Source organism: Hymenobacter sp. BT491 (assembly GCF_014349165.1).
GTDB classification, from domain to species: Bacteria; Bacteroidota; Bacteroidia; order Cytophagales; family Hymenobacteraceae; genus Hymenobacter; species Hymenobacter jejuensis.
In genome coordinates, this window is sequence record NZ_JACSJJ010000001.1 from 1,090,865 (window position 1) to 1,115,244 (window position 24,380).

The window sequence follows — 24,380 nt, forward strand, 5'->3', positions numbered from 1 at the left end:
CGGTTGGGGTTAGGGCTGCTGTCGGTTCTGCTGTAACTCGGCGGCGAGGGTATCGAGGCGGTGGGCTTCTTCGGGGGTAAGACCGGCGTAGCGGCGTACCTGGAGCTGGTCGGTGTCCTGTCCGGCGTAGCGTTTCAGGGGAGGGGGAGCGGGGTTGCCGTGGTCTTTGGGCAGATACCGGCGTTCTTGCGGGGTTTTAGGCGGCGCAGGCGACGTTCGGGCGGTGGGTGGTGTCTTTCCCTTCGGCTTGGCTCCCAGGGCTTCTAGCTGGGCTTTGTAGGCGTCGGTCATGGAGCTTCAGTATTCAGGAAAGCATCGAGCACATGGTAAAGGGTGCTATAGGTTCGACTGTCTAGCAAGTACACGTAGCGCCACTTTTGGTAGAGGGATGGGATTTCTGATTGGCCGGTTTGTTCTCGGCAACTTCCGCCAATAGCTCCGGTATCGAAGTCTTTGTGCAAGACCCATTCTTTCTTGGCCACGCGGGCAATCAAGGCAAGAGCCTGATAGTCATCATCGAAAGAATGGCCTAAGTCTTCGTTGGTAAACAGGAGTCGAATGGGTTCTTGGCTCATAGCAGAAATAAAAAGGAGAGGAAGGGGCAGTGGTTAGTAGGGAAGGTCAAGGTCCATGTCCAGCACCCGTTGCCAGATTTTGGGGCGGTTGGCGGTTTCCAACACTTCTTTCTGTAGCTGCTTGCGGTGCCAGCCTTGCAAGCGGTGCCATACCCGCACCACTTCAAGGGCAACGGTCAAAGGGGCCGTGGTTTCGGGCCTGTTCAGGGCGTAGCGCACGGCAAAGCACAGGCAGTCGGCTTCGGCGTTGGAGAGGCAGTCTGGATTGGGCGTATCTTGAAGTAATTGCCGGGCATCCTCTACAGTCAGCCCATCAGAGGCCAACAAGCCTTCTAGTTGGGCAAGCGAGTAAAAGTCTTGGGTGCGAATAGGCTTGTTCATATCAGAAGGGAGCGTTAGTAGGCTAAAAATCAGAGGGTGGTTAGACAGCACGGCCGGGTCGGTCCGCGTAGCCGATGGCATCGAGTTGCGCAAGCAGGTCGGCCTCGGAGTCAAAGCGCAGGGCCGCGTAGTGGGTCGGCCCTTGGTCGGGATACGCGGCCAAGGGCTGTTGGCAGATGGCAATACCGCTGCTATAGAGGTCCAGCACCCGGCCCTGTTCGCTCCAATCCTCGCAGGACCAGACGTGGGCATGAGGATAGATGGCCCCGGCGCAGACAAAGAAGTCGCGTACCAACAGCGCCATCCGTAGTTCTTGGCTGGGAGTGAAGTTCATGGCTTAAAGGGGAGCGTTAGTAGGCTTGGGGGTAGATTCAAAGTCAGAAGGCGGGAAGGTGTTGGGTGCCCGCACGATGGCTTTTGGGCGTTCGTAGACTAGTTCCGGCGCGTAGATGGCTTGCACCAACGGATCATCTAAGGGGCTCACGCCGTTGAACTTATAGCGGGCCGTGCGCCAATCGTATTCAATCGCCACGTCAGGGTTTTCGGTGTCTTCCCCGATGCTGCCGGGCAAGCCGACGAGCTTGTTGCTCTTGACTTTGTGGATGTAGATAGCGACCCGCGGGTCGTTTTTGCGCTCGTGTCGAAAGGGGCGGTACACGGCTCCGATGACGTGCGGCATGTTCTCCCACATCTGCCCGCCCGAAATGCTCGTGCCGTCGGGTACGGGCCGCTTCTGCCCAAACCGCATGCCTTCCAACCGCTTCGGATGGGCTGTCATGGTCAGGCTTTGCTTGGTGTCCACCGTCCACGACGTGCAAATATCCAGCATGGCCCCGGCGTAGGATTCGATGCCGCCCATCTTGTTCATGCGGCTGTGGTCGAGCTTGTTGTATGGGTCAATTACCGAATGCTCCGTGCCGTACTTGGCAATGGCCGCCTCGAAGTAGCTGAGCAGGTGCTCCAAGGTCTTGCCCTGCCCTTTCTGCGGATACACCACGTAGAAGTGCTCCCGAATGAACTCCATTGCCCGTTGGTAGTATTTCATGGGAATGAAGTTCTGCCATGTCGGGTCGGGGCTCATGCCGGTTAAGGAGTGAATGAGCGAGTCGTATACTTCGTTGGCGGGCATGTCTTCGGGCGGGTAGATCGCCGTTTTCTTGCCCGCGAACACAGCCCGCAGCAGCAGCAGTTGGCGCACGAGTTCCGACTTGCCTTCCCCCGGCCAGCCGGTGAACACGTTGAAGTATTCCTTTTTCCAGGTGAAGTGCGGGTCAAGCTCCTTGATGTGGGTGGTTTCCCCGCGCTCCTTGCCGATGCGGTGTTGCAGCTGCATCAAGGCCCAGGCCGCGTCGTCTAGCGGCTGAATGGCCGACAGCGGGGAAAGCCCGCCTTCGTGTAACTTGACCGCAGGCTTGGGTTGGGCGGCGGTTTTGGGGTTGATTAAGGCCTCGAAGTCCATTAGGCGGCTTTGTTTTGTTGATCGATGCCCCGGCGCACGTACTGTTGGAAGGTTTCGGCCAAGTCCTCGAATTGCTTGGCCCATTGCTTGGCTTGCCGCTCGGCTTCGTCGGCTTTCTGTTTCAGCGCCCGGCAGCGTTGGTCCTGCAACTGAATCATGGCCCAGCGGCTCTCCGACTCCGACTCGTATTGGTCGAAAATCTGCTTATAGGCTTGCGCGAAGGCCACAATGGTTTCGATTTCCCGCTCGATAGCCTGCACGGCCTTGTAGTCGGCTTCGCTCACGTCTTCTTTGCCGCGCAATTCCTCAATGCGTTCCTGTTTGCGGTGCAGCAGGCGGGCAAGTTTCTTGGCCTCGTCTTCGCCAAAGGCTTTGAGGACCGTTAAGGCTTCGGGGTCGTAGGGACGCACGGTGGGCATAGCGTTAGCCGTTTATCTGGTGAGCTTTGGAAGCATACCCTTGCATGCGATCGGCAAACGCCTGTTGGCGCTGTCGTTCTTGCTGGGTGATAAAGTCTTGGTTGTAGTCGGCTTGGGTAGGCAAGGCGTCGGGGTGTTGGGGTGCGGCGCCGATCGGGTGTTCGCTGGGCAGCATGAGCTTTTCAGCCAGCTTGTCGTTGTTGAGGTAGGTGGTGATGTACTTGCGGAAGGTGCGGGCCGGGGCCAGCATGTTCTTGTCGCGTACATCGGCTAGAATCTGCCGGCGGTAGTGTTCGTGATCGACGTAGGCGTAGCCAATGTCTTTGAGCACGGAGGCGAACACGGTCGGCTCGAAAATCCGACATTCATCGGCCGGCACGGCGTCGGGGTCTTGCTCGGCAAACGAGATTACTTTGGCGGGCGTCTGGCTTTTAGAGGGGGTGGGTTCTGCCTGTTCGGCGGCAGGTTCTTCCTGGCTGGCCGGCGAAGACGTCCCTTCTTCTTTCTTCTCTATTGTATTGTTATGTACTGTGCTTAGAAAAGTGGCAGGGTCGTTTAAGGGTGGCTTAAGGGTGGCTTCAAGCTCCCTTTGCTTTTGGGCAAGGGCGGCTGCGTCTTTTAGGGCTTTTTTGCGTTCCACACCCCGTTTTCCGGCTTCTGACAGGGCGGCTTTCTTCTCGTCCCACTGGCTCATGCGGCGGCGCAGAGAAGGGGAGAAAAAGTAAGCCGACTCCTGTTCCAGCGCAAACAAGCCGTGCTGACAGGACAGGGTAATGATGCCCGTCAACAATGGCTTTAAAACACCCATGCCGGCAGCCAGACCGCCCAACGTAGCCATGCTCAAACGGTAGTCGGGGGCGTCGCGCATCTTCTCTACCAAGGCCCAATACAAGCCGTAGCCTTCCCACCCGTATTCCGCCCGCAGTTCCAACACGCGCTCGTCGTGCTGGGCATTGCTGTCGTGCTGAAACCAATAGGCGTCTTTCACAGTAGATTCCATTGTTACTTACTTCAAAGATATTACCTTTACAGTAAACTTCAAACCTTTCAAGTGAAAAGTTTACCTTCGCGGGGTCAAGCACCCCATCCCATGCCGATAGTCGATACCGATCGCCTTCAATCCGTCGCCCGTTACGCCCGCAACTATCCCGGCCGGAAGAAGACCGGCGTGGCGGTGGGCTACATTTACCAGTTGATCAAAGAGGGCAAGCTGGAGCACGTAGAAATCGACGGCATTTACTTCATCGTCCTTCCTTCCCCCACCACCTAAGTAGCGGGGGAGAGGGGGCTAGGAGAGGGGAACGGCAGCGGTCACCTTGCATTCAGTCGAGCCAAACCCGCCCGTGCCCCGCACCGAATCCGAGAGGCTGTCCACGGCTTCAAACAGCACCTGCGGCACCCGCTGGAACTGGATTTGGCCGATGCGGTCGCCTATCTTATAGGTGTTGAAGCCGGGCTGTAACTCGGTTTTCGTCAACGTGGGTTGCCCGCACACCCATCCTCCCACGGGCACTTCGCGCGCGATGGCAGTGCGGTAAAAGCGGGCTTTCCATTCGCCCCGATACCCGGCGTCGATGATGGCGACCCCGTTTTTGAGCATCAAGGAGTAGTTGCTGACCGAGGAACGGGCGTAGAACAGCCCCTGCCAGCCTTCGGGGAATTCCGTGGCAAAGCCTAGTCCGTACTCGATGTAGTCTTCCGTTACGTTCCGGCTAACCGCTACCACGTCAAAACAGGCATCCAGTGGGTTGGCTTTGTGGGGGAGTACTGCGTCGGGGTGCAGGAGTTGAATCTTGACCGTGCAATCCACGGCCCTTGTGATGTCGCGTTCCATTAGGCAGCCGCTAAGCGTTGGAGGTGGGAGACGGATTCGATCACGAGGCGCGGCATCCCAGGACGCGTGTTTTTCTCGTACCACTTCCATTCAAGGGAGGACGGGCCTTGCTCTTTCAGGAACTCGGCAATCTTGGCGCGGGCGGGCTTGGTTTTGTAGACTTCCTTGAGTCCCATCGCCACCCGTTTGGGCGCTCTATGGTCGGGCTTGGCTACCACGGGTTTGGGAGTGGGTTTGGGCTTGGCTACCATCACTTTCGCGGGCTTTGGAGGTTTGGCTACTTTGGCAGGTTTGGGCTGGGCTTTGCCCCGTGCCACGCGCTCGCGGATGGCCTGGTTGCCGACGCGGCCGGCGGCCGACAGGGTTTCTTTGGTCTTGTAGAGGCCGATCTTGCCGGCTTTGCGCACCAAGGATGCCTCGCTGCGGCCGGGGAAGTGTTCGAGCAGCGTGGCCGTAGCGGCGTGGGGGTAGAGGTCGGTAAAGCGGGCGAGTTCTTCGGGCGCCCAGGTGTTGACAGTGGTAGGTAAATTCATATCCAAAGGAAAGATTAGCGGGGAGTGGAAAGCCGGATGGCGTCAAGTTCGAGCTTGGCCAGGTTGATACCCGTTTGCACGAGCTTGCTGACTTGCTCGGCCTGCCCGATGTAGTCCGCGTCTTCTTGTACTTTGTCCAGAGCCAGCATCAGGGCGTCCTGCATCTTTTGCAGCTTGGAAGGCGCTGACACGCTCGCGGCGACGGGCAAGGATTCATTCTGACTGCCTTCCAGCGGCAGGAAGATGTCCAGGAAGGCGGGCATCTGGTCGGGGTGTTTGTCGTAGTCGCGGCCCGTGGTTTTGATCTTGACCGAGCCGTTGGCTTCCTTGAAAGAGAGGATGGTGGTTTCTTCCCCGTTGCGCAGGTAGGTCTTGCCGACCATCAGCGCGAGTTTATTTTTCCAATTCATGGCGGATCGTGCGGTTGAGGGTGATGCGTAAGCGTTGGGTTTCGATGAGATGGGGAAGGGCCGCTACGTGGGGCCGTAGTTCGGGCTTGCCTTTGGTCAGGGTGCCGACTACGTAGGCATCGCTCAAGAGCAGGCTGGCTCGGTGCTCGCCGTGAATGGCGTTGCGGGCGGCGTTCTCCTGGCGGGTAACCAGCTCCCAGTTCTCGGGTTGGTCGTTTAAGGTGTTGCCGTCCCGGCAGCGCAGCACATGCCCTTTGGGAATCGGGCCGTTTGCTTGTTCAAAGTTGTAGCGATGGCTGAGCACCCAGCGGGCTTTGCCCATGCGCCGGTACTTGTAGGGCGGGTCACCGTCGTTCTTCTGCCGAACCGTAACAATGCCATCATAATAGCCAACGGCGTTGTGAGGGGTGTTGCCTTTGGGAAAGTGTCCTTTCTCGGAGCCCGGTGCGGCCCACCCTTTCAGTCCTTTGTTCCACGGCACTATTCCTTTCCGAAAGCGCGTGTGGCTTACCCCTCCTTTCTTCAGGCCGTTGCGCTGCACGTAGAGCTTGATGCTCTGCTGGGTGCGGCCCAACGCCAGGGCAATCTCGGCGCTGTTCTGCGTTTCGTAGTGGGTGGCGATGTAAGCCCGTTCGGCTTCCGTAAACATGCGGCGCGTCATTGTGGTAGGATTTCAAGTTGACCCCGCGTAAAGGATTCGGCAATGCGTCTTTTTAAGGGCGGCCCGAATCCCGACGGGTGGGGTACTTCGGTTAAGGCGATGGTGTAGAGTCCTTCGGCACTGGGGCCGTTGGCGACTGACCCCGTGCGGTGGCGGTGCTTGCCGGAAATGACCCGCACGGGGGTTTGACGAGAGAGATCAGTCATGAGCGGGTAAGCGGTTGGTTTTCAGAATCTGCCGACGCAAGCGGCTGAGTTGCCCGAAGGTGGCCACCGAGGCGGCCCGCCAACTGGCTTCGTTTTGGCTTTTTGCTTCCTGTTTCACGCGGGCCAGAACGCGGTCTAGCAGGGGTTTTTCGGGCTTGGGAAACCGGCGCAGCGAGCCCGGTATCTGGCTGGAGTAGGAGGGCTTGCTCATTGCGCGTCGGGGGATTTAACGCGGACTGTTTGCATCTCTGGCCGCCCGGTTTTGCGCCAAAAGAAATTCATGCACACAATCCGGTTGCATACTTTGCAAATGCGCTCCGTGCCTCGGCTTTCCGAAGTATAAAGCCGAGTGTTGTCAGGCGTGTACTCGTGGCCATAGCGGCAATGCGTCTTTTTCTGATTGCCAGTTCGGCGCTTGGCGGCCATGTCCTTGGCGTTGTCTTTCGGCGTTCCAATAAAAAGGTGAGCCGGATTTACGCAGGCGGGCGTGTCGCAACGGTGGCACACAAACATGCCGGGCGGGATAGGTTCATTGGCTAGTTCGAAGCTGAACCGATGAGCGGTTATGCTCTCCCCATTGGCATAAAACGCACCGTACCCAGCTGCTTGTTTGCCGCTTGTCCACAGCCAGCAGTCGTCTGTCTTTTGGACTTTTGTCCAGAATCTTTCCTCGGCCGTCATAACACCTATTCTTGTGAGGGTGCAGCTTTCCAATCGAACCCGCCGTTGTCGTTGCGGCGCAGGAAGTAAGTGTTGGCGTCGGCCTTGGTCTTGCCGAAAGTCAGGTCAGCCCGGCATGCCTCGCACTTGATGCTCACGTACTTAAAGCCCTGTGCCACACGGGCCGTCAGGCGCAGGTTGTCGGAGTTGCACAGGCCACAAAAGGGCACGTCGGGGAAGCTCAGGTGCTCACTTTCCATGACGGCTTCGTGCAAGTCAGCGCCTTCTACAACGAATGGGTAGGAACGCTTGCCGATTTTCTTGGTGATGAACAGTTGCATGGTCGTCTTATTTGAAGTAGGAGATAGCCTCACCGATAGCCCAGAAAATCAGGCTGCCAGCCAGCAGGCGTAAGGCGGTGTAGAGAAGCCCTTCCGACAGACCCGGTGCCGGGGCAGGCTCCAGGGTGCGGTCGGCCTGCATGTGGTTGTAGCAGCCGTGGTAATCCGGCTCGGGACGGGCAATGGTTCTAGTAGGAGTGAAGTGGTTCATGGTTATTCTTCGTCTTCAGGGCCAGTTAATTGCGATTCGCTCAGGTGTGAAATGGTCATAGCCATTACCTCTGGCGGAAAATTCTCCGGTTCTACCCGCAGGATTACTGTGCCCGCTGGCAAGCAGTGTTCGGGGTATCCGTCCTGCACATCTGCCATATGCAGCTCTTCGTAATAGTCATCGAAAAGGGCAAAGGGGGCTTCGAGTACATCCAGCGTCTGAACGGTGCCGCTGTAGTTGTCCATCCAGAAGATGGCGCGTTGTTGTAATTGCTCAGGCGAGAGCGTTTGCAGGGTATTTAATACATCTTGCCAGGTAGGCTCTTTAATCGTTGGCATAGCGAATAGAAGGAGAGGGTGAATGAATCTGACTATTGCTCGGAGGCGGGGGAAGTCCCACGGCTCGCTTAGGACGCGGCATGGAGTTGGCGGATGCGGGTAAGCAGATCGGACAACCTGCAGCGGAGGGAGACGACGGGGCCGACCTTCATGGATGGGGAGGGGTTGGAAGTGGCTGCCATCCAATGACCTCATCGTCCCAGATGCGCTTCAGGTTGAAGTCTTTCCACTCGTCGTTCATGTCACACCAGAAGCCCATCTCTGGCAGTTCGCGCCCTTCGCGGGCAATCAGGACTGGCGTTAGAATCTGGGTGTCGTCTTCCCATGTCGAACGCGGGCCTTTGTTCGGGTCAAGCCATGCTTCCTTCGCGGCCAAGGCAGCCCGGAGGCGGTCTATCGTGCCGGTTATGCGCAAGGCCGCCTTGCTGCTGACGTATACACCCTCATGGGTTTCCGCATTTGCACGAAAGGCATTCAATACCGCTTCGGCGCGTTCTATCTCTGTTTTTTCTTGCATCTTTGTACTTGTTAGTGTTGAATTGAATGGCCGCGGGACTCGTACCCCCGCGGCTGTTTGCGTTTAGGAAAGCCAGCAGTAGAGCAGCGCCCCCGCCGACACGACCAGCGCCACCGTTACCAGCGCCAGGGCCGCGACCAGCAGCCCGTCGGACAAGCCGGGCGCTTCTTGCGGGAAGGGCCGGTACTCGTAATCGAACTCGTACTCAGGGGTGTAGTCGTGCATGGCGAGAGCTGGTAGAGGGTGAGAAATAGGATTAAGCGGGTTGGGTCAGCAGGTAGCGCAGCCGGTTCAGGAGGTCTTGCAGCTTGGCGGCGTTTCGGCAGTGCTGGGTCGTGTAGCGCAGGGCGGCCAGCTTCTTGTCTTTCTGGAAAGCCCCCGGTGTGTTGAGCGCTTCCGTGATGTCTTTGAGCAGCTTGACGGTATCGGGCATAGCTAGAAGGCCAGGGTTTCTTCTTTCTTCTGGTAGAGGGCGTCCAAGTGCGTTTGCAGTCCATCGAGTACCCGGTAGCCGCAGCCGCCGGAAATAGCAATCGGGTGGGGCTGCATCTGCACGTTGAGAAAGTAGGACTCGCTCTCCTCGTCGCGGGCCGCAATGGAGACCGACAAGGTGAAGGCGGGCAGTTGAAAGCCGGCAAGGATGCGGCTGGCTTCGTGGCGGAATTCGCTGGCGTAGAGCATGGCAGTTAGCGGTTTAAAAGGTGTTCGCGTACTGCCTGCCACTCGTGGTTGCGGTAGGCTGAATCCACGTAGAGGTGCATTGGCCCGTAGCGGTGCTCGTTGCGTTTCATGAACTCGCGGGCGGCCTCTTCCGTGAAAAAGGACTGGATATGCTCATCCCGCTCCGCGTAGCCTACGCGACGGTAGTTGGCGGTTTCGTCGGTGCCGTCGCGCTGGTAGCGGGCTTCCAGCAGGTTAATCGTCCCTTGTGCGGCTTCTTCACCTTCTTCGATATTAATCCAAGTAGTTTGCGGTGCGTATTCAAAGCTGAGCCCGTAAATGCGCTCCTTGCGGCGCACGAGGTATTGCGGGTCGCTGGTAATGTGCCAGTTGCTCTGCGTGCGAACGCGGTGGCTTATGGCGTCAATGGAATTCTCTAATAGTGCTGTCGTTGCCATAGTCTTAAGTAGTTACAGGTTCAGGGGATTCAAACCACGCTTCCGCAATCACATGGTAGCGGGCGGCTTGGTCGTCGGTCAGGGAGAGGGCGCGGGCGGCCCGGCGTTCTTGGGTGGCAGCGATATCCGCTTGAAAGGCTTGTTCGCGCAGCTTGCCGACGGCTTGCAGGGCGCTGCTGTGATCCGGCGCATGCAGCACCGCGTCAAAAGCATCTAGCAGGGCGAGGTAGCGGGTGGTTTCGGGGCTGGTCATGGCTTAGCAGACTCGTAAAGCGTGGGCGTGTAACTGTTGGTGGCGTTCCAGCACGGCCCCGGCTTCGTCCTGTAAATCCAGGTGCGGGTACTGGACTTGCACCACCACGCAGATGGTTTTCACTTCATCAGTCGGACGGGCCCAGGCGTTGAGGCGGGTCAGCACGGAGGTCAGCAGGCGCATTTCCGAAAGGTTGATGCGCCACTTGGGCCGGGCCGTGGAGGTGGTCAGCCACATCGGGGGCTGGGCGGGGGAAGCGGTCGTTGTGAGAGGTTCCATATCTTTGTCGTTGAAAGTGGTTTGAGTAGGGCCGCTACCGTTTGCACCGGTAGCGGCTTTTTGTTTAGCGGTTGACGTAATCGTCGTAATCCTCTTCGTCGTTGGGCCAATGGCTGTCGTCGTCGTCATCTACTGGAGCCGACGCCAACTGCTTGAGTTGTTGGATTTCGGGCATGTAGACGTTGATTGGGTTTACCACCATGCGCTTCGCTGCTATCGTGGCAACCTCTTCCGAAACCGGCGTCAGGCAGTAGATGGAAGAAGCGCCGTAGAAGCGCGTGAATTCAGGGTGCTTGTCGTTGGAGGGCACATCCACCCGCAGCAAGGGGGCGCCAGCAATGACGGTTTCGCTCACTTTGCCAGCGAGCTTGACATGGCCCATAATTTCGAGTATGGCCCAGGCTTCAAACTTTTCGGGGGTATCCATGGGGTAGCTAGGGTTAGGGAGTGATAGAAGAGGTATGGTTGGGGCTTTCAACAAATGTAGTGGTCAAATATACAACGTTTGTTGATAATGTCAAGCGATTAATCAACAAACGTAGAAAATATAATCACGAAGAAAGGCGCCGGTTGTCTGTAATGAGTTTGGCCACTTCCTGCGCCACCTGATTGCACGTCCGTTCACACTGCAACACGCCGTAATCCCGTTGTTCTTCAATGCGTTCGGCCGACAATAGCTCGGTCAGGCTTACCGCTCCCAACTGCAAGGCGCTCATGTGGTCACGTACACTCGCGCCTTCGGGCAAGCCGTAGTTCTTCTTAATTACGTCGGTTCCCCCGCCAAACAGCGGCGTATAGATTGCGCGGGTGCAATCCCCAAATCCCGAACCACGTACCCCATTCTGTTCCAGCCGCCGCGTGAACAGCTTGCGGCTGCCGACGCCTTCGTTGCGCTGCACAATGGCTTCCGTTGGGCGGCCTAGCCTTTGCAGGCGCTTGGTGCGGGCCTGCTCGGCCCGTAGCGGTGCTTCCTTGGCTTTTTGAATAAGGGCAGGCACTTGTTTGTCCAACCAGTACGCTAGCTCGGGCGAAATCCACCGGCCGAACAATACCGCTAGTTCAGGATGCAGAAAAGTACCCGAGTCGTAGCGGCCCCGGCGCGCTGCTTTTAATTCCGTGATATCTACGGAATTAGATTTGGCTACCACCGTAGCATATTCTAAGTAGGTCGCGCTGCGCAGAAAGTTGTCAAGGCCTTCCTTGCCCAAGTCGCGCACGGTAGCAGTGGCATTAATCCACCCATCTGCGGAAAACTGAATGCCGGTGCCGTTAAAGTCGAGGGTTTTGAGTTTGTTGTTCATAACTAGAATAAGCTGGGGTGTTTAACTTGAAACTGTTGGTAGTACTCAGGGGCCAGCTCCTGCATGATCTCCATTTTCAACTTCCACACGTCGGGAAACATCAACTTGAAGCGTTCCTTGACACCCAGGAACTGGTGTAGCTCCCGTGCCCGCACTACTTTATTTCCTAAGTCGGTGGTGTAGACGGGCAGTAGCTCGTCTTTGAATAGGGTCAGGTTCATAGTGACTTGTTTTAAATACCCCTTATCTGGGTGGTTTAAGAATTCAAGGCCGATTGCCTTCTCAAATGGTCATTCTCCCGGCTCAATTCCTCGCAGTAGGCTATCCCTTCTTGCAGGTCCTGCCTCATTTCTTCCAACGCATCGGCTACAGCCATTGTGGCAGCGGCTATTGTGCAAGTGCCAGATAGCAAAGGTGCGCCGGTGCCCGTGCACTCCCATGCGGCGTTGCGCGCAATGGCTTCGCGGACGTAATCAGTGGCTTCTTTCATGCTTTCCGGTTTAATTTTCTAGCCGACCCTGGCCAATTGCCCCTTACACTGCCCACAATGCGCCACACAGGGGCCGAACTCGTTCTGGCACGTGCCGTCCTGCGGTGAGGTGTCCAGTATTACCATGTGTTGTGAAGGGGGCAAGTCCCCCAAGGCCCGCAACAAACGGTTGCCCTCGTTGTGGTCGCCCGCTTTGTGAAAGTTTTCAGCTAAGAGCCTAGCTACGTCTAGCACGCGGGCGGTGTCGCCTTCTTGCGCGGCGCGAATCATGCTACAAATTTCAGTAATCATCTTTTAAGGGCGTAACAAGTAGGTAATTAAGAGGGACATGGCAGATAGCGAAACCAATATTTCCAGTTCGTAACCCCGGCTCAAAAACCGGGCGCCTTCGAGGATGCGTTGAAAAGTGTTCATGCTTAACCCCTGGCTTGAGAGAGCAGGTATTTTACCCTCGCCTTGCATTCACGCCGGGCATCGGCCATTGCCAGTTTTTGAGGGCCTTCAATGCGAACCGTGCACAGGCACCGCGAAAACATGAAGCATTTGACGATGGCATGCCCGTCTAGGTAGTATTCTGAGTACATGAGCTTTATGGCTTACAGGTTGTGTTTGACTTTAAACTGTTCGTAATAAGCAGGCTCTAACTCCTGTATGATCTGCATCTTCTCTTTCCACACGGCCGGGAACATCAGTTTGAAATTGGCCTTATCGTGCTCCCATATTGCGTGATCCGTCTGACAGAGCACGATGATGTTTCGGGTGTTTCTAGCGTGCTCTGGAAAGGCTTTTTGCGTCAATACATGCGAGGGAGTGAGTCGTTGAGAAGTGCCACAGCAGGCGCACCGGCTTTGCTGTTTCTTGACTTCTGCATACCCTTTGGCCCGGTCTTTCAAGGCAGCGGCCCGTTTGACGGATATTTGGGCTATTGGCTTGCGCTCCTTGACTAGCACGGACCTTTCGCCTTTTATTCGTTCCCGGTTATGGGTAGCACAGAGACCCAAATCGCGGTTCTCAACCTTGTTGGAGCCGCATATTGTGCAGCTAGCCATTGCTGTTCATGGGACGCGTGTAGTACACTTTGTAGACCATGTTCAACCAGAAGTAATCTACCTGCGTCACCACCCATATGCCGGGCTTTAACACAGCCGAATGTGTACACCGTTGCGGCCAGATGTAGCAGTAAAATTCCTTCCACGGGCGAAAGAAGAAGGTCCGATTAACCGGTACACCCCACGATTGGGTTAAGTCGAAGTAGCGTTTTAGAAATCGTTTCATAAGGCTTATTTCAAGGCTTTGAGGCGTCGGACAAACTCGTCAGCTCCTAGTGTTGCGATGGACTGCATCAGCAGTTCCCGTGCTTGGGCGTTGGCGGCTAATTGTTCGGGCGTATAGTGCGGGGTGTAGGTAAACTCCCCCTTGCCCATCTTCTTTCTCAGGCGCTTCTTCATATCCTAAGCCGTTACAAGTTGCTTTGCAGCTGCTGATTCGCGGGCCACCCGCTTCAATTCCGACAGGATATCAAAGTCTACTGCCTTCTTGTGACGGGCGTTCCAGATGCGGCGCTTGTCCAGATCGGGCCGGTAGTGGCAGATAATACCCGCATAGTTGGAGGGCAGGAACGGGGCAATGCGGTCAATTTCAGCATCGTACTCGTCGCGCCGGAGGACTTTCTTGTTAGCCATTGTGAAAATTATGAGGTGGAAGCGTTGAAATTTCTACGAATGTTATATACTTGCAGTGCGATACTTGCGTAAAGCCCGGTTGTTGTATTGCAAACATAACAAACAAACGTAGAAAATTCAACACTTGTTATACTTTTCTTATGGAAACAACCCCTGGTAAACGGGTGCGCATGTTTCGAGAGTCCCTCGGCTACAAAACCGCTTCTGCTTTTGCAGAAGCCGCCGGCCTCAAGATTGCCACCCTCTCCTCTATCGAAACGGACCGCACCGCGCCGTCCTTCGATATCCTCGCCACCTTGGTTGCTGCATTTCCGCAGGTGAACTCCGATTGGCTACTGACTGGCAACGGGCCAATGCTACGAGAAGGCAAAGCGCCTCAAGCCAGTGCCCCCGGCCCGCGTCTGTCGGCCGACCCGCAGGAAGTAGCGGACTTGAAAAAGCAACGCGAAGACTGGCGCAACGAAGCGCTTACCTGGAAGAGTCTCTACTTGTCGAGCATCGGCAAAGCGGACCTGCCGGGAAAGTCGCAGGACAGTAGCAACGCAGCGGCCGAACTGGCGCGCCGGGAAGCAGGGTTTCAGCAGGGCGGTCGCAAGGCTGCGCAAGCTGCGCCACCGGAGCAGGTAAAAGTGTACGGGGAGGTCCGCATGGTGACGGACAACGTACTCTCCCTTACTGCTCCGGACGGCAACTCCTTCACGGTTCCAGTCGGCTCCGTTACTGTCCTCTACCAAGAGCAAGAAGCAGCGTAAGGACACCGATCCGGACACTGACAGCATTCTATCCTTGGTAAGCTGCTAATATTGAAGCACTTAGAGGAATAAAACAAATCCCATCCTCTCTGCACGAAACCCCATTTGCAAACTGCAAATGGGGTTTTTGTTTTTTCGGGGCTATGCAAGCGTCGCAATGCGGCGCAACCCTTTTACCTCAGCCGATAGATGCATCTTCCAACACATAATTCCAAAATAAAACCCCGCGCCCATTATTTTGGGAAGCGGGGTTTTATTTGATAACGTATTGATAATAAAAGGTTTAGTTATAGCAGCTCAATCCCCGTTATTTCGCGGAGCTTGGTGTACTGCTTCTTCTCGGGTTGATAAACTTCAATTTCCTGCCAGCTGATTCGGGCTTGCTTGCCTTGCAGAGCAGCTAGTTTAGGCAGTAGCTCTTCTGCGCCCTGGAATTTGCTCAACCACACAAAATCGGCTTTTTCGGCTCTATTGACGGTGAGTTGTAGCATAGCGAGCGAAGTACCTCGCAAGCTGCCCAATTGCCCAACTGTCTGGCCGGTAGTGGCAGCGGCAGAAGATGGGGAAGAGGATAGCATGCCCGCTAAAGTCAAATACGCCGGACAGTCCTCTGCCATCACGGCTCCGACCTCGGTTCCTATTTGGCGCATCTGATTTGCGTCGGAAAGAACATTGTCGCCATACAGGCGCTGAAGCTCCTTGATCTCTTTGCCCAAAATAGGGGTAAAGCACTGTACTAAAAGCTTGGTATACTGATCTTTGGTAACGGAAGTCAGGTTCTGCTCCTGGATCTTCTTCTCCAAGACTACACAGGTAGAGGCGGCTAATTTCGCTTTGAATTCTTCTTTTGTTTGTTGCGCGTAAATGGGGGATACCGCCAAGAAGCCAATCCACAGGAATGCTAAGAAGGAGCGTAAAATCATATTTATACTGAAAATTTAGGGGTAAACGGACCGGTAAAGCTAACAAGGCTTTATGTATAAAATACAATCTAGTGTTTGCCGAAGCGAATGAATTTCAGTAATTTCCTCAGGGTGTAGCCGACTTTCGGACGGCGGATCTGGGGCGTTTGCCAAGCTGTTCAGGAGTCGGGGAGCCACGCGCCAGCACATCAGTGTGCCCCTCTGGCTGCCTGTTTCCTCACAAACTATAACGAAAGCCGGCCGGCTCCGGACACTGGCCGGCTTATCGGCATTGGTATGGTTTCGAAAAAGCCAAGTTCTGAGCAGGCTCACCAAGTAACCGTAAAGTTCTATCGGACGAGATTTTGGCTTAGGCAAGCAAAATGCTAAAAGCCATTGCTATAGCAGCTGCCCGAATTTGCATCTGTCGCTGCGGATGGCGCTAAAATTTCTTGAAATTATTGTGAGACCCGTCGGCTTAAAGCAGGACGGTTCCGTATTATTGTATCAATCTAATTCAAGTTTTTATAAATTTAATTATAAAAAACTGGTAATATGCAAAAACGCTATTCCCTCACCACCGCCTTGGTGGCAGTGTTGCTGTTGTGTTCGCTGACCAGCTGCGAGGACATTTTAGAGCAATACTTCCCCCACGCCCCGGCACCCACACCTACCCCTACTTACCCGTCCCTGGGGCTGGATATTCCCTTTTATGCCTTGTCGGGCGGCACGCGGCTCGACGCCTACTCGACCAAGAATCCGGCCAGCCGGACGGCCTCGGTGGTGATATCGGGCTTGCAGCCGGGAGAGAAGCTGCTGGCTATGGATTTCCGGCCTGCTACGGGGCAGCTTTACGGGCTGGGTAGCACTAGTCGCTTGTATGTACTTGACCAGCAGACCGGTACGGCCCGAGCTGTGGGCTCCGGTGCCTTCACCCCGGCCTTAGCGGGCAATTTGGTGGGCTTCGACTTCAACCCCACCGTCGACCGCATTCGGGTGGTGACGAGCACGGGCCAGAACCTGCGCCTGCACCCGGTCACCGGTGCCGTAGTGGCTACCGAAGGCCTGATTAACGGGGCCGAGGGCGCCACACTCACGGCCGTAGCCTATACCAATAGCCGGGCGGGCGCGGCCACCACCGAGCTCTACGCCATCAACACCCACGACCAACAGCTGTATCGGATTTCGTCGCCCAACGAGGGCACGCTGACGGCCGTAGGAGCGCTGGGCCTAAGCGTGACCGGCGACGGCGGCTTCGATATTGATGTCAAGACGGGCACGGCGCTGGGCTTATTTCCGGTAAACGGGCTGCCCACGCTGTTCTCGGTCGATTTGAAAACGGGCAAAGCCCAGCCGCTGGCCCAATACAGCGCCAGCCTCGGCTACACGGCCCTGGCCGTGCCGTCGCAGCCCGTTGCGTATACCGTGGATTCGTTTTTTGCGGGCAGAACGGGAGTGCTGATCTCACTGCGCATTTTCGATCCGACCAGCCCGCATACCCAGCCCGACCCAGCCGTGCCCGATGCCCCCGTGACCAAAACCCCTACAGGGTTAGCGGTGCCGGGCCAAGAGTACCTCGACGGCATCGATTTCCGGCCGGCCACGGGCCAATTGTATCTCCTGACCAGTCAGCACACCAGCCCCTACGTGTACCGCCTCTACACCCTTGATGCAGCCACGAGCGCGGCTACCTTAGTGGCCACGATGGGCCTTCCGCTAACCAGCGAAGTAGCCGCCTTTACCTTCAATCCCACTGAGGATCGGGTGCGCATCATCAGCTTCGAAGGGCAGAACATCCGGATGAACCCGACGGATGGCACCGTGGTGGTGGATGCGCCGCTGACCCCAGGCGGCTCGCCTTTCGTGACCGACGCCGCCTATGACAAGGGCGCCAATCTCTACGTTGTTGGGCGCGACCAAAAGCTCTACCGGCAACCTTCGACAACCTCTGGCGCGCTGACGCCAGTAGGAAGCCTGGGCGTCACCGATGCCGGCCTGACCAGCTTCTCCATCGGTCGCACCAACAATGCGGCCTACGCGTTCTTTACTGGCAACAGCGAAAGCCGGGTGCACAGCGTCAACTTGGCTACGGGGCAGGCTACGGCCCTCAGCGGGGCATTTGGCTTTACAGGCTACCTCAGCAGTGATATCGCGGTAGGCTTAGGCTTCTAACGCCTGGCTTTTTTATTCTTACACACCACCGCCCCGGCGCATGCGTCGGGGCGGTGGTGTTTGCGGGAATACTTAAAACCTAATTTTAAATACATAAATAATTGATTATCAATTATTTATGTATTATCCGTTTTCTTGCGCAACCTGATTCTGTGGAGCGTAGCCGCCCGCTTCCGCCGCGCACTTGCCGTGGTGGGCAGTTCTACATCACGTACGGATGCTGTTGCTGCTCCAGGGGCAGGGCCAGAAAGGCGTCGATGCGACCATGAATGCCGGCCACGATGTCGGCCAGGGGCATTTGCACGTCGTCGTCTTCGTAGAGCATTTCGCGTTCCTGTCCGTCGTAGACGTAGGCGTGCGAGCGGTACTGATCGTCTTCGGAGCCGTATTCCTCGAAAATCAGGATGTGAAAGCCTTTGTAAAAGCTGTTGTGCTTGGCGGCGGCAGGGTTGTGCTCCATCGCGTTGGTGGTTAGGGTTTTGCCTGTCGTCGGAAGATAGGCAAAACTGCCAACCCCGCACTAGGGCTAGAAAAACTCCCCTCCTTTTTTCAAATTCCGCGCATCGAGCGGCAAGGGTTGGGGGTGGCCAGCTAGAGCTAGAAAGCCAGAACTAGTAATCGTTCACCTAAACAACGACTTTACCACCCCGCCCTGCGGGCACCCCTCCTTAAAAAAGGAGGGGAGTTTTTCTAGTCTTAGTGCTAGCTGTAGAGGCCTTCTTCTGTGATGCGCAGCAGCGAGAGGGCGGCGAGGGTTTCCAGCAGGGGCTGCACTTTTTCGGGTTTGGTGCGGCGGAAGCGGGCGGCTACCTGGGCGGCGGTGAGGGGCTGTCCGGCTTGCTGCACGGCGTCGCGGACGGCTTGCATCTGCTGGGCCAGCTCCGGGGGCCAGGGCTGCGGACCGAGGTGCCCGGCGGCCGCTGCCGTCGTAGGGGCGGCAGTGGGCAGCACGATTGCCGTTTGCTCGTGGTTGGGGGCCTGGTAGGCGGGGCGCAGATAGCGGACGTGGCCCGCCTGCTCTTCGCGGGCGCGCTCGTGGTTGAGGCGCACGAGGCGGGTCAGGAGGTCGGCATCGGGGAGGTCGGCGGGCCAGTGGTAGGCTTCGGCGACGGCGGCGTCGAGCTGCTGGTGCAGGCTGAGCACCACCGAGGCCAGGCCCTGCTGGTGCACGAGCTGGTCTTTGGCGGTGAGGGGCTGGCCGGCGCGCAGCTTCTCCACCACGTTGTAGAGGTCAGTGAGGGTGAGCGTGCTGTGCTGGGCCTGCTGGCGCTTGCGGTGGGCGTCGAGCTGTTCGGCCAGCGCCCGGATGCGCGCCTGCTGCTCCGCCGTGGCGGCGGGGAAGGGGAAGGGGTCGAAGCAGCGGGAATTATTATAACGTGGTGTATTCCCGCCTAAATCGCCACCGGCTGCCAAAGCCCAAACAACATGAAATTTGCTGGAAAGAACGCCAAGATGATAAGCATCATCCGTTGCCACAGCAATCAATGCATCATCAGGTAAAATATCGCCTGACAGAAATTGAAAGACGCGATGTTTAGCGGTTGCTGGTGTTGCAATAAATCTATTTAGACCTAATAGGGCAGGCCGAAAGCTAACGCGGGCTTCTCCGAATACCCACCATTTTTCCCTATAAGATGCCCTGTTGTTTTGATCTCGCTCCGGTTTTATTGTTTCAATAACGTGTTGATAAACAGACGGATATCTGGAAAGTACTTCACCTGAAGTAAGGCCAAAAAGGTCGATTACTTTAACACCACGAGGTATGTCTGTCAAATCCCTTCCATTTCGGTAAGACCGAATATGATTCTCTAAGCCTGCGACTTTATTTAAGCCCAGTTCAAAGGCTTTTTCAGGTGAAACTATAAAGCCTGCTCCTAATAATTGCACGCCTCTATTAGCCAAGCCTTTATTAGCTTTCAGTTGCTCAGCACTGTCTAAAGCAGCCCCGATTGTAAGATCTGATTGAATTCGGCCTTGGGTTTCAGTAAATGAAACATCAGAAGCTTCATCACCAACAGGCACAGTTTCCATTTGTACTGTCAACAGCTTTGCACTTGTAGCCGAAGCGACATTGCGTTCCGCTACGGTCATTGCAATACGCACAGCAGCTCCGTCGCCTCCCTCAACCCAAGGATGGTCAGGAATAGCAAAGGTTAGCGCCAACGGTGGTGTGTCGCCATCCAAAAATGGCTGCATCACACGACGGTTGAAAGTCTGCTTGATGCTGTTCGTCGTGATAAAGCCAAACCGTTCTACTTCACCACGTTGCGTAGCGGCAGCAGCATTGTACCACCAAAACATCACTAAATCAGCAGACTCCGGAACCTTGCCTTTGTAGGCTTTGCGCAGAGCTTCAGCATATCCATCGCCTAAAGCTTCCCGCATGTATTTATTCCCCACAAACGGCGGATTGCCCACGATAAAATCCGCTTGCGGCCATTCGGCGGGCCGGGGGTTGGGGTAGTCGAACACCGGCGTGCGGGCGGTTTCGTCGGGCACGGGCTGGCCGGTGACGGGGTGCGGGCGCGTGCTGCCGTCCCAACGGGTAACTACTTGATTATCAATAGTATATCGTGGAACGGGTGGATCGTGCTGGAGGGCGGCATCCTGCTGGCAGATGTTCTGGTACTCGTCGAGCAGGGGCTCGCGCAGCTCGCTGGGGCCGTAGGTGCGCAGGTGCCATTGCAGGTAGCCGATGCGCAGCACCACGTCGGCGATGGCGGCCGCGCGCGGGTTCAGCTCCAGGCCCAGCAGTTGGTGCGGACTGACGGTGGTTCCTCCCCCCAATTCCAGCAGGCCGGTCTGCCCGTAGCTGTTGATGGCGGCCAGCACTTCGCCTTCCAGGCGCTTGAGGTGCTCCAAGGTGACGTAGAGGAAGTTGCCCGAGCCGCAGGCCGGATCCAGGATTTTGATGGACGTCAGGCGATTGAGGAAGCGCACCAGCTCCTGGCGGGCTTCGCGGGGGTTGCCTTCCTCGAGGCGGCGGGCCCCGGCGGCCTGGGCGGCGGCCCATTCGCGGCGCAGCGGTTCGAGCACGGTGGGTAGCACCAGCCGCTCGACGTAGCGGCGCGGGGTGTAGTGGGCGCCCAGGCTGTGGCGCTCGCGCGGGTCGAGGGCGCGTTCGAGCAGCGTGCCGAAGATGGCGGGCTCGACTTCGGTCCAGTCGGCTTCGGCGGCTTTGAGCAGCAGGGCCATCTGGTCGGGGGTGAGGGGCAGGGCCGTGGCGTCGTGGAAGAGCTTGCCGTTGAAGCGGCGCAGGCGCGCTTTCAGGTCGGGCGAGAAGCCGCCCGTGTCCATGGTGCGCCACAGGCCGGCGAGCGCTTCGGGCAGAAACTCGCGCAACTCGGGCGCGGCGTAGGTGCGCAGCATGCCTGTAAACGACTGCTTCGGAATCAGGCCCACGTCCTCGGAAAACATGGTGAACAGGCAGCGCATCAGAAACTGCGCCACCACGTCGGGCGCGTGTCCGGCCCGCTCCAGCTGCGCCGATACGCCGGCCAGGTAGCCGGCCAGTTCGCGCGTGACGCGGGCGGCGCGGCGGCTGGGGTCCAGGGCTTTGGGGTCGAGGAAAATCTGGCGCAGCCGCGTGCGCGTGCTTTCCTCGGCCAGCGCGGCCAGCGGCAGGCGGAAGCGGGGCTGGTCAGGGAAAGGTTGGTATGACTCTCCGACTCCGGCGAAATTCGAGTAGATGTCAATGCAATGGCCCACGTCCACGACGAGCACAAACACGGGCCGGGGCTCGTCGGCGGGCAGGGCGCGCACGTAGCTAAGTGCTTGTTGGCGAGCGGCTTGCATCATTTCGGCCCACTTGGCCGAGCCGCGTACGGCGTGGCCTTTGCGGCGCTTGTCGGGGGCGAGGCCCAGCTCGGCTTTGGCGGCCTTCTGCTGCTGGTCGGGCGTGTCGGTGCCCTGCTTGGTTTCGAGCACGAAGCAGCCGCGCTTGTAGAGGTCGATGCGGCCGGTGCTCTTTTTGGCCCCGTCACGGAACTGCACGGCGCGCTCGAGCACGTAGGCATCCTGGGCGGGCGAGTCGGTGGTGGGGTCGGGTTTTGGGACTTCTAATAAATCGCAGAGGTCTTGCAGGAACAGGCCGTAGTTGGCGCGCTCCGCGCCGCCGGCCGGGCGCCAACGGGCTTCAAATTCGGGGTAGGTCACAGAGGATAACGATGGGATAGTAGAATGGGCGGGGAAGATAAGGAGGGTTTTGTTCTGGCAAACATTAGTCGTGATTTCCTCTCCCAAGGCAGAGAAGCAGCCATACTGAAGAGTATAAATTGCCTCTAGCATTAGAGCGACTAAGCTAGTTCCCCTCCTTAGCTAAGGAGGGGCTAGGGGTGGTTGAAACACTAGAATTAGAACATTAGAGCTAGTACTTGTGCAACGCTCGGGCCAACCACCCCTAGCCCCTCCTCAACTGAGGAGGGGAACTAGTTTGTAGCTTTCGCTTTGACGTTTGGTGTGAGCCTTTTGCCTTCCTGCTGACGAGTTGCAAGCCATTTGGCTTCTTTACCAAACCAGGGACCGGATCAACCGTTACCTTTGGAGGGCCGGCTGTACAAAAATCACAACGTTGTATTTTTGCGCGCTTTGGCTGCCTCCTCCTCAATTCAAGCACCTCCAACGGCTATGTTTCAAGTGCCGCCTGCCGTATTTGCTGCCCTCCCGACGCCGTGCCTGGTGCTGGCTGCCGAGGCGCCCGAGTATGCGGTAGTGGCCGTAAATGCCGCATTTGGTCGGCTGGTGCCGGGGGCAGAAGAAACGCTGTTGCACGGCAGTGCTGCGGCCGCTTTTCCGGGGCCGAAGGCGCTGCTTGATGCTTCGTTGGCGCAAGTAATTGCCACCAAACAGGCGCATACGCTCCCTGTGCAGGCATACCGGCAGCCAAGTACCGCGGCCACCCGCTACGGCCGGCCGGAAAATACGCCGGTGCTCACCGAAGCGGGCGAGGTAGCCTATGTGCTGCATACCGTTGTCGAGGTGCCCGCGCTGCCGCACGGCGCGGGGCTGCCCGACCACCCGGAAGCCGTTGTAGTCTTTGACCTGGCCGGCATTGCCCGGCGGGCCAACGACCGACTTGAGCAACTCACGCAGCTACCCAACGAGGCGCTGCTGGGCCAGCACTTTTCGCGCTTCATCGCACCCAACGACCGCGAGCGGGTGGCCGAGCACTTCCGGCAGGCGGCCCAGGGCCAGCCCCAGCACTACATGGCGCAGAGCAGCCCGGTAGCGGGGCGTCGCCTGCAATTGCGCCTCATGACCCTGCCTCAAATCCTGGACGGCGAAATTGTAGGCGTATACGCCATTGCCCAAGACGTTACCGAGCGCTGGGAAACCAACCGGGCCATGATCGAGCGGGAACACCGGTTTCGGGTGGCCTTTGATTCGATTGCCGACGTGATTTTCATCGTGGACGTTCACCCGGATGGCGGCTATAGCTTCAACAACGTCAACCGGGCTTTTGCGGCCACCACGGGCTTGCCCGTAGAACAGGTGGTGGGGCGCAACGTCGCGGAGATTATTCCGGAATCGGCGCTGCAACTGGTACTGGGCAACTACGCCGAAGCCATCCGGAGCCGCCAGCGCGTCATGTGGGAAGAAACCTCGGATTACCCTTCGGGCCAGATAACGGGCGAGGTCAGCGTGACGCCCGTCTTCGACGACAACGGCCGCTGTAGCCAGCTGATCGGCATCGTGCACGACCTGACCGCCCAACGGCAAGCCGACACCCGCCAAAAGAAAATGGCGCAAGAGATGTCTAGGCAAAATTCTGATTTACAGCAGTTTACCTACATCGTATCGCATAACCTGCGAGCGCCATTGGCCAACGCCAAAGGCTTTGCTTCGCTGCTAACCCGCGTCGATAAGGATTCGGAGGTATTCAGCACGTCGCTCACGAACCTGCAAACCAGCCTACAACAGCTCGACGGCATTATGCAGGACGTCACGGATATTCTCTCCATCCGCGACAAGCAAAAGGCATTCGGAAAGCCCGAAACCGTATCGTTGGCCGCCGCCTGCCAGCAAGCCTGCCGGAGCCTTGAAAAGGCCCTCCAGGAAAGTCACGGTACGGTCAACATGGCCATCTCCGAGGATCTGCTGCTGCAAGGCAACCGGGCGTATCTGTACAGCATTTTTTACAATCTGCTGTCCAATGCCATCAAGTATCGCGCCGCCGAGCGCCCGCTGGTGGTCGACATTGAGGCCCATGCCGAGGGCGCAAGCCTTGCCCTGACCATTGCCGACAACGGCCTGGGGTTTGAGCAGGGGCCAAGCGACAAGGATGTGTTTCAGCTCTACCAGCGGTTCCATACCGGGCCGGAAGGTCGGGGGATTGGCCTTTTTTTAGTGAAAGCTCACGTAGAAGCAATGGGCGGGACCATCGAGGTCCGGAGCCAGGTAAATCAAGGAAGCTGCTTTGCCATTCGCTTCAATTAACTAGCAGATGCATACGTATTTGATCGACGATGACGAAATAGGGGTTTATCTGACGGAGCAGCTGCTGCGTCTGGAAAACTTCTCGGATACGATTTCTACTTTTTTCTCCGCCCAAGAGGCCCTTGGCGCCCTCCAACGGCGGCTGCCGGCGGCCGTGCCCCAGGTGATTTTCCTGGACCTGAACATGCCCGGCATGGACGGTTGGGAGTTTCTGGAGGCCCTGGCCCCCTACGAAAAGCAGCTGGTAGGCCGGTGCCGCATCTACATCCTGACATCGTCGCTGGCGCTAGCGGACACGGCCAAAGCCAAGGAATACGCTCTGGTATCGGGCCTGCTCCACAAACCCATCGACGGTGCCGAACTCAGCGCCATCCGGGCAGAAATCGGGACAGACGAAGCGTAAAAGATGCTGGCAGTTTCTTAGGTAACGGTCTTTTTGTTAAGAAGATAC

39 protein-coding genes are annotated in these 24,380 nt (G+C 57.3%); 5 read left to right on the forward strand and 34 right to left on the reverse strand.

The annotated features are described in order from the left end of the window. Positions 1–9 precede the first annotated feature (9 nt). The 7 genes from H9I52_RS04675 to H9I52_RS04705 are packed head-to-tail and all read right to left on the reverse strand — an operon-like array spanning position 10 to position 3,834. A complete protein-coding gene (locus H9I52_RS04675; protein ID WP_187452867.1) occupies positions 10–291 on the reverse strand; it encodes a hypothetical protein in 282 nt (93 codons plus the stop codon). Then, entirely contained in the window at positions 288–575 is a 288-nt protein-coding gene (locus H9I52_RS04680) for a hypothetical protein (protein WP_187452868.1), read from the reverse strand. The genes H9I52_RS04675 and H9I52_RS04680 overlap by 4 nt, the downstream gene beginning before the upstream one ends. 33 nt (positions 576–608) lie before the next feature. Beyond that, positions 609–956, reverse strand: coding sequence for a hypothetical protein (locus H9I52_RS04685; RefSeq protein WP_187452869.1), 348 nt, complete (start codon positions 954–956; stop codon positions 609–611). A 40-nt stretch (positions 957–996) separates the two neighbouring features. Then, positions 997–1,290 carry a hypothetical protein gene (locus H9I52_RS04690; protein ID WP_187452870.1) on the reverse strand — a complete coding sequence of 98 codons (294 nt, stop codon included), beginning with the start codon at positions 1,288–1,290 and terminating at the stop codon, positions 997–999. Positions 1,291–1,293: 3 nt separating this feature from the next. Beyond that, positions 1,294–2,415 carry a hypothetical protein gene (locus tag H9I52_RS04695; RefSeq protein WP_187452871.1) on the reverse strand — a complete coding sequence of 374 codons (1,122 nt, stop codon included), beginning with the start codon at positions 2,413–2,415 and terminating at the stop codon, positions 1,294–1,296. Beyond that, positions 2,415–2,834, reverse strand: coding sequence for a hypothetical protein (locus H9I52_RS04700; RefSeq protein ID WP_187452872.1), 420 nt, complete (start codon positions 2,832–2,834; stop codon positions 2,415–2,417). The genes H9I52_RS04695 and H9I52_RS04700 overlap by 1 nt, the downstream gene beginning before the upstream one ends. Before the next feature lie 4 nt (positions 2,835–2,838). Further along, on the reverse strand, positions 2,839–3,834 hold the full coding sequence (locus H9I52_RS04705; protein ID WP_187452873.1) for a Lin1244/Lin1753 domain-containing protein: 996 nt from the start codon (positions 3,832–3,834) through the stop codon (positions 2,839–2,841). A 90-nt stretch (positions 3,835–3,924) separates the two neighbouring features. Here H9I52_RS04705 and H9I52_RS04710 point away from each other — a divergent pair, with 90 nt between their 5' ends. Next, positions 3,925–4,104, forward strand: a complete 180-nt coding sequence (locus H9I52_RS04710) for a hypothetical protein (protein WP_187452874.1) — start codon at positions 3,925–3,927, stop codon at positions 4,102–4,104. A gap of 18 nt (positions 4,105–4,122) precedes the next feature. On the opposite strand, the gene H9I52_RS04715 is transcribed toward H9I52_RS04710, so the two are convergent. From H9I52_RS04715 to H9I52_RS04830, 24 genes are all read right to left on the reverse strand, one after another. Further along, a complete protein-coding gene (locus tag H9I52_RS04715) occupies positions 4,123–4,668 on the reverse strand; it encodes a dUTP diphosphatase (RefSeq protein ID WP_187452875.1) in 546 nt (181 codons plus the stop codon). After that, complete coding sequence (locus H9I52_RS04720) at positions 4,668–5,201, reverse strand: hypothetical protein (protein ID WP_187452876.1); 534 nt, start codon at positions 5,199–5,201, stop codon at positions 4,668–4,670. Before H9I52_RS04720 ends, H9I52_RS04715 begins: the two co-directional genes overlap by 1 nt. A 14-nt stretch (positions 5,202–5,215) precedes the next feature. Continuing rightward, complete coding sequence (locus tag H9I52_RS04725) at positions 5,216–5,611, reverse strand: hypothetical protein (RefSeq protein ID WP_187452877.1); 396 nt, start codon at positions 5,609–5,611, stop codon at positions 5,216–5,218. After that, positions 5,595–6,272 carry an HNH endonuclease signature motif containing protein gene (locus tag H9I52_RS04730; protein ID WP_187452878.1) on the reverse strand — a complete coding sequence of 226 codons (678 nt, stop codon included), beginning with the start codon at positions 6,270–6,272 and terminating at the stop codon, positions 5,595–5,597. The genes H9I52_RS04725 and H9I52_RS04730 overlap by 17 nt, the downstream gene beginning before the upstream one ends. Then, complete coding sequence (locus H9I52_RS04735) at positions 6,269–6,478, reverse strand: hypothetical protein (protein WP_187452879.1); 210 nt, start codon at positions 6,476–6,478, stop codon at positions 6,269–6,271. The genes H9I52_RS04730 and H9I52_RS04735 overlap by 4 nt, the downstream gene beginning before the upstream one ends. Continuing rightward, positions 6,471–6,689, reverse strand: coding sequence for a hypothetical protein (locus H9I52_RS04740; protein WP_187452880.1), 219 nt, complete (start codon positions 6,687–6,689; stop codon positions 6,471–6,473). The genes H9I52_RS04735 and H9I52_RS04740 overlap by 8 nt, the downstream gene beginning before the upstream one ends. Next, positions 6,686–7,159 (reverse strand): HNH endonuclease signature motif containing protein, encoded by a 474-nt coding sequence (locus tag H9I52_RS04745; protein WP_187452881.1) that lies wholly within the window; start codon positions 7,157–7,159, stop codon positions 6,686–6,688. The genes H9I52_RS04740 and H9I52_RS04745 overlap by 4 nt, the downstream gene beginning before the upstream one ends. A 5-nt stretch (positions 7,160–7,164) precedes the next feature. Beyond that, complete coding sequence (locus H9I52_RS04750) at positions 7,165–7,479, reverse strand: hypothetical protein (protein WP_187452882.1); 315 nt, start codon at positions 7,477–7,479, stop codon at positions 7,165–7,167. 7 nt (positions 7,480–7,486) lie between these two features. Next, positions 7,487–7,690 (reverse strand): hypothetical protein, encoded by a 204-nt coding sequence (locus tag H9I52_RS04755; protein ID WP_187452883.1) that lies wholly within the window; start codon positions 7,688–7,690, stop codon positions 7,487–7,489. 2 nt (positions 7,691–7,692) lie between these two features. Beyond that, the gene (locus H9I52_RS04760) at positions 7,693–8,028 is read right to left on the reverse strand and encodes a hypothetical protein (RefSeq protein ID WP_187452884.1); all 336 of its coding nucleotides are present in this window, start codon (positions 8,026–8,028) and stop codon (positions 7,693–7,695) included. Positions 8,029–8,176: 148 nt separating this feature from the next. After that, on the reverse strand, positions 8,177–8,545 hold the full coding sequence (locus tag H9I52_RS04765) for a hypothetical protein (protein WP_187452885.1): 369 nt from the start codon (positions 8,543–8,545) through the stop codon (positions 8,177–8,179). Between the two features lie 63 nt (positions 8,546–8,608). After that, positions 8,609–8,770, reverse strand: a complete 162-nt coding sequence (locus tag H9I52_RS04770; RefSeq protein WP_187452886.1) for a hypothetical protein — start codon at positions 8,768–8,770, stop codon at positions 8,609–8,611. 31 nt (positions 8,771–8,801) lie between these two features. Next, positions 8,802–8,978, reverse strand: a complete 177-nt coding sequence (locus H9I52_RS04775) for a hypothetical protein (RefSeq protein ID WP_187452887.1) — start codon at positions 8,976–8,978, stop codon at positions 8,802–8,804. Positions 8,979–8,980: 2 nt separating this feature from the next. Next, positions 8,981–9,226, reverse strand: a complete 246-nt coding sequence (locus H9I52_RS04780) for a hypothetical protein (RefSeq protein ID WP_187452888.1) — start codon at positions 9,224–9,226, stop codon at positions 8,981–8,983. A gap of 5 nt (positions 9,227–9,231) precedes the next feature. Continuing rightward, positions 9,232–9,663 carry a hypothetical protein gene (locus H9I52_RS04785; protein WP_187452889.1) on the reverse strand — a complete coding sequence of 144 codons (432 nt, stop codon included), beginning with the start codon at positions 9,661–9,663 and terminating at the stop codon, positions 9,232–9,234. Between the two features lie 4 nt (positions 9,664–9,667). Beyond that, on the reverse strand, positions 9,668–9,916 hold the full coding sequence (locus tag H9I52_RS04790; RefSeq protein WP_187452890.1) for a hypothetical protein: 249 nt from the start codon (positions 9,914–9,916) through the stop codon (positions 9,668–9,670). Between the two features lie 3 nt (positions 9,917–9,919). After that, positions 9,920–10,195: a hypothetical protein gene (locus H9I52_RS04795; RefSeq protein WP_187452891.1), complete on the reverse strand. Its 276-nt coding sequence runs from the start codon at positions 10,193–10,195 to the stop codon at positions 9,920–9,922. 64 nt (positions 10,196–10,259) lie between these two features. Beyond that, positions 10,260–10,622: a hypothetical protein gene (locus H9I52_RS04800; protein ID WP_187452892.1), complete on the reverse strand. Its 363-nt coding sequence runs from the start codon at positions 10,620–10,622 to the stop codon at positions 10,260–10,262. Positions 10,623–10,746: 124 nt separating this feature from the next. Next, the gene (locus H9I52_RS04805) at positions 10,747–11,496 is read right to left on the reverse strand and encodes a KilA-N domain-containing protein (RefSeq protein ID WP_187452893.1); all 750 of its coding nucleotides are present in this window, start codon (positions 11,494–11,496) and stop codon (positions 10,747–10,749) included. Between the two features lie 2 nt (positions 11,497–11,498). Next, positions 11,499–11,717, reverse strand: a complete 219-nt coding sequence (locus H9I52_RS04810) for a hypothetical protein (RefSeq protein WP_187452894.1) — start codon at positions 11,715–11,717, stop codon at positions 11,499–11,501. Positions 11,718–11,752: 35 nt separating this feature from the next. Continuing rightward, the gene (locus H9I52_RS04815) at positions 11,753–11,986 is read right to left on the reverse strand and encodes a hypothetical protein (RefSeq protein WP_187452895.1); all 234 of its coding nucleotides are present in this window, start codon (positions 11,984–11,986) and stop codon (positions 11,753–11,755) included. Positions 11,987–13,027: 1,041 nt separating this feature from the next. After that, entirely contained in the window at positions 13,028–13,261 is a 234-nt protein-coding gene (locus tag H9I52_RS04820; protein ID WP_187452896.1) for a hypothetical protein, read from the reverse strand. Positions 13,262–13,266: 5 nt separating this feature from the next. Next, positions 13,267–13,434: a hypothetical protein gene (locus H9I52_RS04825; RefSeq protein ID WP_187452897.1), complete on the reverse strand. Its 168-nt coding sequence runs from the start codon at positions 13,432–13,434 to the stop codon at positions 13,267–13,269. 3 nt (positions 13,435–13,437) lie between these two features. Next, positions 13,438–13,668: a hypothetical protein gene (locus H9I52_RS04830; protein WP_187452898.1), complete on the reverse strand. Its 231-nt coding sequence runs from the start codon at positions 13,666–13,668 to the stop codon at positions 13,438–13,440. A 140-nt stretch (positions 13,669–13,808) separates the two neighbouring features. On the opposite strand from H9I52_RS04830, the gene H9I52_RS04835 reads away from it, so the two are divergent. Beyond that, positions 13,809–14,420 carry a helix-turn-helix domain-containing protein gene (locus H9I52_RS04835; protein ID WP_187452899.1) on the forward strand — a complete coding sequence of 204 codons (612 nt, stop codon included), beginning with the start codon at positions 13,809–13,811 and terminating at the stop codon, positions 14,418–14,420. A gap of 287 nt (positions 14,421–14,707) precedes the next feature. Here H9I52_RS04835 and H9I52_RS04840 read toward each other — a convergent pair whose 3' ends face one another. After that, entirely contained in the window at positions 14,708–15,223 is a 516-nt protein-coding gene (locus H9I52_RS04840) for a hypothetical protein (protein ID WP_187452900.1), read from the reverse strand. A gap of 654 nt (positions 15,224–15,877) precedes the next feature. Here H9I52_RS04840 and H9I52_RS04845 point away from each other — a divergent pair. After that, positions 15,878–17,494, forward strand: coding sequence for a DUF4394 domain-containing protein (locus tag H9I52_RS04845; RefSeq protein ID WP_187452901.1), 1,617 nt, complete (start codon positions 15,878–15,880; stop codon positions 17,492–17,494). Positions 17,495–17,696: 202 nt separating this feature from the next. Here the strand turns inward: H9I52_RS04845 and H9I52_RS04850 are convergent, their stop codons facing one another. Together H9I52_RS04850 and H9I52_RS04855 are read right to left on the reverse strand one after the other, a co-directional pair. Further along, positions 17,697–17,954 (reverse strand): hypothetical protein, encoded by a 258-nt coding sequence (locus H9I52_RS04850; RefSeq protein WP_187452902.1) that lies wholly within the window; start codon positions 17,952–17,954, stop codon positions 17,697–17,699. 242 nt (positions 17,955–18,196) lie between these two features. Next, positions 18,197–21,649 (reverse strand): class I SAM-dependent DNA methyltransferase, encoded by a 3,453-nt coding sequence (locus H9I52_RS04855; RefSeq protein WP_187452903.1) that lies wholly within the window; start codon positions 21,647–21,649, stop codon positions 18,197–18,199. A gap of 471 nt (positions 21,650–22,120) precedes the next feature. On the opposite strand from H9I52_RS04855, the gene H9I52_RS04860 reads away from it, so the two are divergent. Then, positions 22,121–23,929 (forward strand): sensor histidine kinase, encoded by a 1,809-nt coding sequence (locus H9I52_RS04860; protein ID WP_187452904.1) that lies wholly within the window; start codon positions 22,121–22,123, stop codon positions 23,927–23,929. 7 nt (positions 23,930–23,936) lie between these two features. Then, complete coding sequence (locus H9I52_RS04865; protein WP_187452905.1) at positions 23,937–24,332, forward strand: two-component system response regulator; 396 nt, start codon at positions 23,937–23,939, stop codon at positions 24,330–24,332. Positions 24,333–24,380 lie beyond the last annotated feature (48 nt).

Excerpts from the sequence above, each read along its gene's own strand:
- H9I52_RS04735 (WP_187452879.1), bottom strand. The coding sequence starts at position 6,478 with ATGACTGATCTCTCTCGTCAAACCCCCGTGCGGGTCATTTCCGGCAAG.
- H9I52_RS04690 (WP_187452870.1), bottom strand. The coding sequence starts at position 1,290 with ATGAACTTCACTCCCAGCCAAGAACTACGGATGGCGCTGTTGGTACGC.
- H9I52_RS04800 (WP_187452892.1), bottom strand. The coding sequence starts at position 10,622 with ATGGATACCCCCGAAAAGTTTGAAGCCTGGGCCATACTCGAAATTATG.
- H9I52_RS04695 (WP_187452871.1), bottom strand. The coding sequence starts at position 2,415 with ATGGACTTCGAGGCCTTAATCAACCCCAAAACCGCCGCCCAACCCAAG.
- H9I52_RS04680 (WP_187452868.1), bottom strand. The coding sequence starts at position 575 with ATGAGCCAAGAACCCATTCGACTCCTGTTTACCAACGAAGACTTAGGC.
- H9I52_RS04725 (WP_187452877.1), bottom strand. The coding sequence starts at position 5,611 with ATGAATTGGAAAAATAAACTCGCGCTGATGGTCGGCAAGACCTACCTG.
- H9I52_RS04715 (WP_187452875.1), bottom strand. The coding sequence starts at position 4,668 with ATGGAACGCGACATCACAAGGGCCGTGGATTGCACGGTCAAGATTCAA.
- H9I52_RS04755 (WP_187452883.1), bottom strand. The coding sequence starts at position 7,690 with ATGAACCACTTCACTCCTACTAGAACCATTGCCCGTCCCGAGCCGGAT.
- H9I52_RS04700 (WP_187452872.1), bottom strand. The coding sequence starts at position 2,834 with ATGCCCACCGTGCGTCCCTACGACCCCGAAGCCTTAACGGTCCTCAAA.
- H9I52_RS04760 (WP_187452884.1), bottom strand. The coding sequence starts at position 8,028 with ATGCCAACGATTAAAGAGCCTACCTGGCAAGATGTATTAAATACCCTG.
- H9I52_RS04860 (WP_187452904.1), top strand. The coding sequence starts at position 22,121 with ATGTTTCAAGTGCCGCCTGCCGTATTTGCTGCCCTCCCGACGCCGTGC.
- H9I52_RS04765 (WP_187452885.1), bottom strand. The coding sequence starts at position 8,545 with ATGCAAGAAAAAACAGAGATAGAACGCGCCGAAGCGGTATTGAATGCC.
- H9I52_RS04795 (WP_187452891.1), bottom strand. The coding sequence starts at position 10,195 with ATGGAACCTCTCACAACGACCGCTTCCCCCGCCCAGCCCCCGATGTGG.
- H9I52_RS04850 (WP_187452902.1), bottom strand. The coding sequence starts at position 17,954 with ATGGAGCACAACCCTGCCGCCGCCAAGCACAACAGCTTTTACAAAGGC.
- H9I52_RS04825 (WP_187452897.1), bottom strand. The coding sequence starts at position 13,434 with ATGAAGAAGCGCCTGAGAAAGAAGATGGGCAAGGGGGAGTTTACCTAC.
- H9I52_RS04785 (WP_187452889.1), bottom strand. The coding sequence starts at position 9,663 with ATGGCAACGACAGCACTATTAGAGAATTCCATTGACGCCATAAGCCAC.
- H9I52_RS04835 (WP_187452899.1), top strand. The coding sequence starts at position 13,809 with ATGGAAACAACCCCTGGTAAACGGGTGCGCATGTTTCGAGAGTCCCTC.
- H9I52_RS04740 (WP_187452880.1), bottom strand. The coding sequence starts at position 6,689 with ATGAGCAAGCCCTCCTACTCCAGCCAGATACCGGGCTCGCTGCGCCGG.
- H9I52_RS04815 (WP_187452895.1), bottom strand. The coding sequence starts at position 11,986 with ATGAAAGAAGCCACTGATTACGTCCGCGAAGCCATTGCGCGCAACGCC.
- H9I52_RS04730 (WP_187452878.1), bottom strand. The coding sequence starts at position 6,272 with ATGACGCGCCGCATGTTTACGGAAGCCGAACGGGCTTACATCGCCACC.
- H9I52_RS04685 (WP_187452869.1), bottom strand. The coding sequence starts at position 956 with ATGAACAAGCCTATTCGCACCCAAGACTTTTACTCGCTTGCCCAACTA.
- H9I52_RS04780 (WP_187452888.1), bottom strand. The coding sequence starts at position 9,226 with ATGCTCTACGCCAGCGAATTCCGCCACGAAGCCAGCCGCATCCTTGCC.
- H9I52_RS04845 (WP_187452901.1), top strand. The coding sequence starts at position 15,878 with ATGCAAAAACGCTATTCCCTCACCACCGCCTTGGTGGCAGTGTTGCTG.
- H9I52_RS04770 (WP_187452886.1), bottom strand. The coding sequence starts at position 8,770 with ATGCACGACTACACCCCTGAGTACGAGTTCGATTACGAGTACCGGCCC.
- H9I52_RS04720 (WP_187452876.1), bottom strand. The coding sequence starts at position 5,201 with ATGAATTTACCTACCACTGTCAACACCTGGGCGCCCGAAGAACTCGCC.
- H9I52_RS04675 (WP_187452867.1), bottom strand. The coding sequence starts at position 291 with ATGACCGACGCCTACAAAGCCCAGCTAGAAGCCCTGGGAGCCAAGCCG.
- H9I52_RS04710 (WP_187452874.1), top strand. The coding sequence starts at position 3,925 with ATGCCGATAGTCGATACCGATCGCCTTCAATCCGTCGCCCGTTACGCC.
- H9I52_RS04705 (WP_187452873.1), bottom strand. The coding sequence starts at position 3,834 with ATGGAATCTACTGTGAAAGACGCCTATTGGTTTCAGCACGACAGCAAT.
- H9I52_RS04745 (WP_187452881.1), bottom strand. The coding sequence starts at position 7,159 with ATGACGGCCGAGGAAAGATTCTGGACAAAAGTCCAAAAGACAGACGAC.
- H9I52_RS04775 (WP_187452887.1), bottom strand. The coding sequence starts at position 8,978 with ATGCCCGATACCGTCAAGCTGCTCAAAGACATCACGGAAGCGCTCAAC.
- H9I52_RS04830 (WP_187452898.1), bottom strand. The coding sequence starts at position 13,668 with ATGGCTAACAAGAAAGTCCTCCGGCGCGACGAGTACGATGCTGAAATT.
- H9I52_RS04805 (WP_187452893.1), bottom strand. The coding sequence starts at position 11,496 with ATGAACAACAAACTCAAAACCCTCGACTTTAACGGCACCGGCATTCAG.
- H9I52_RS04820 (WP_187452896.1), bottom strand. The coding sequence starts at position 13,261 with ATGAAACGATTTCTAAAACGCTACTTCGACTTAACCCAATCGTGGGGT.
- H9I52_RS04865 (WP_187452905.1), top strand. The coding sequence starts at position 23,937 with ATGCATACGTATTTGATCGACGATGACGAAATAGGGGTTTATCTGACG.
- H9I52_RS04790 (WP_187452890.1), bottom strand. The coding sequence starts at position 9,916 with ATGACCAGCCCCGAAACCACCCGCTACCTCGCCCTGCTAGATGCTTTT.
- H9I52_RS04810 (WP_187452894.1), bottom strand. The coding sequence starts at position 11,717 with ATGAACCTGACCCTATTCAAAGACGAGCTACTGCCCGTCTACACCACC.
- H9I52_RS04750 (WP_187452882.1), bottom strand. The coding sequence starts at position 7,479 with ATGCAACTGTTCATCACCAAGAAAATCGGCAAGCGTTCCTACCCATTC.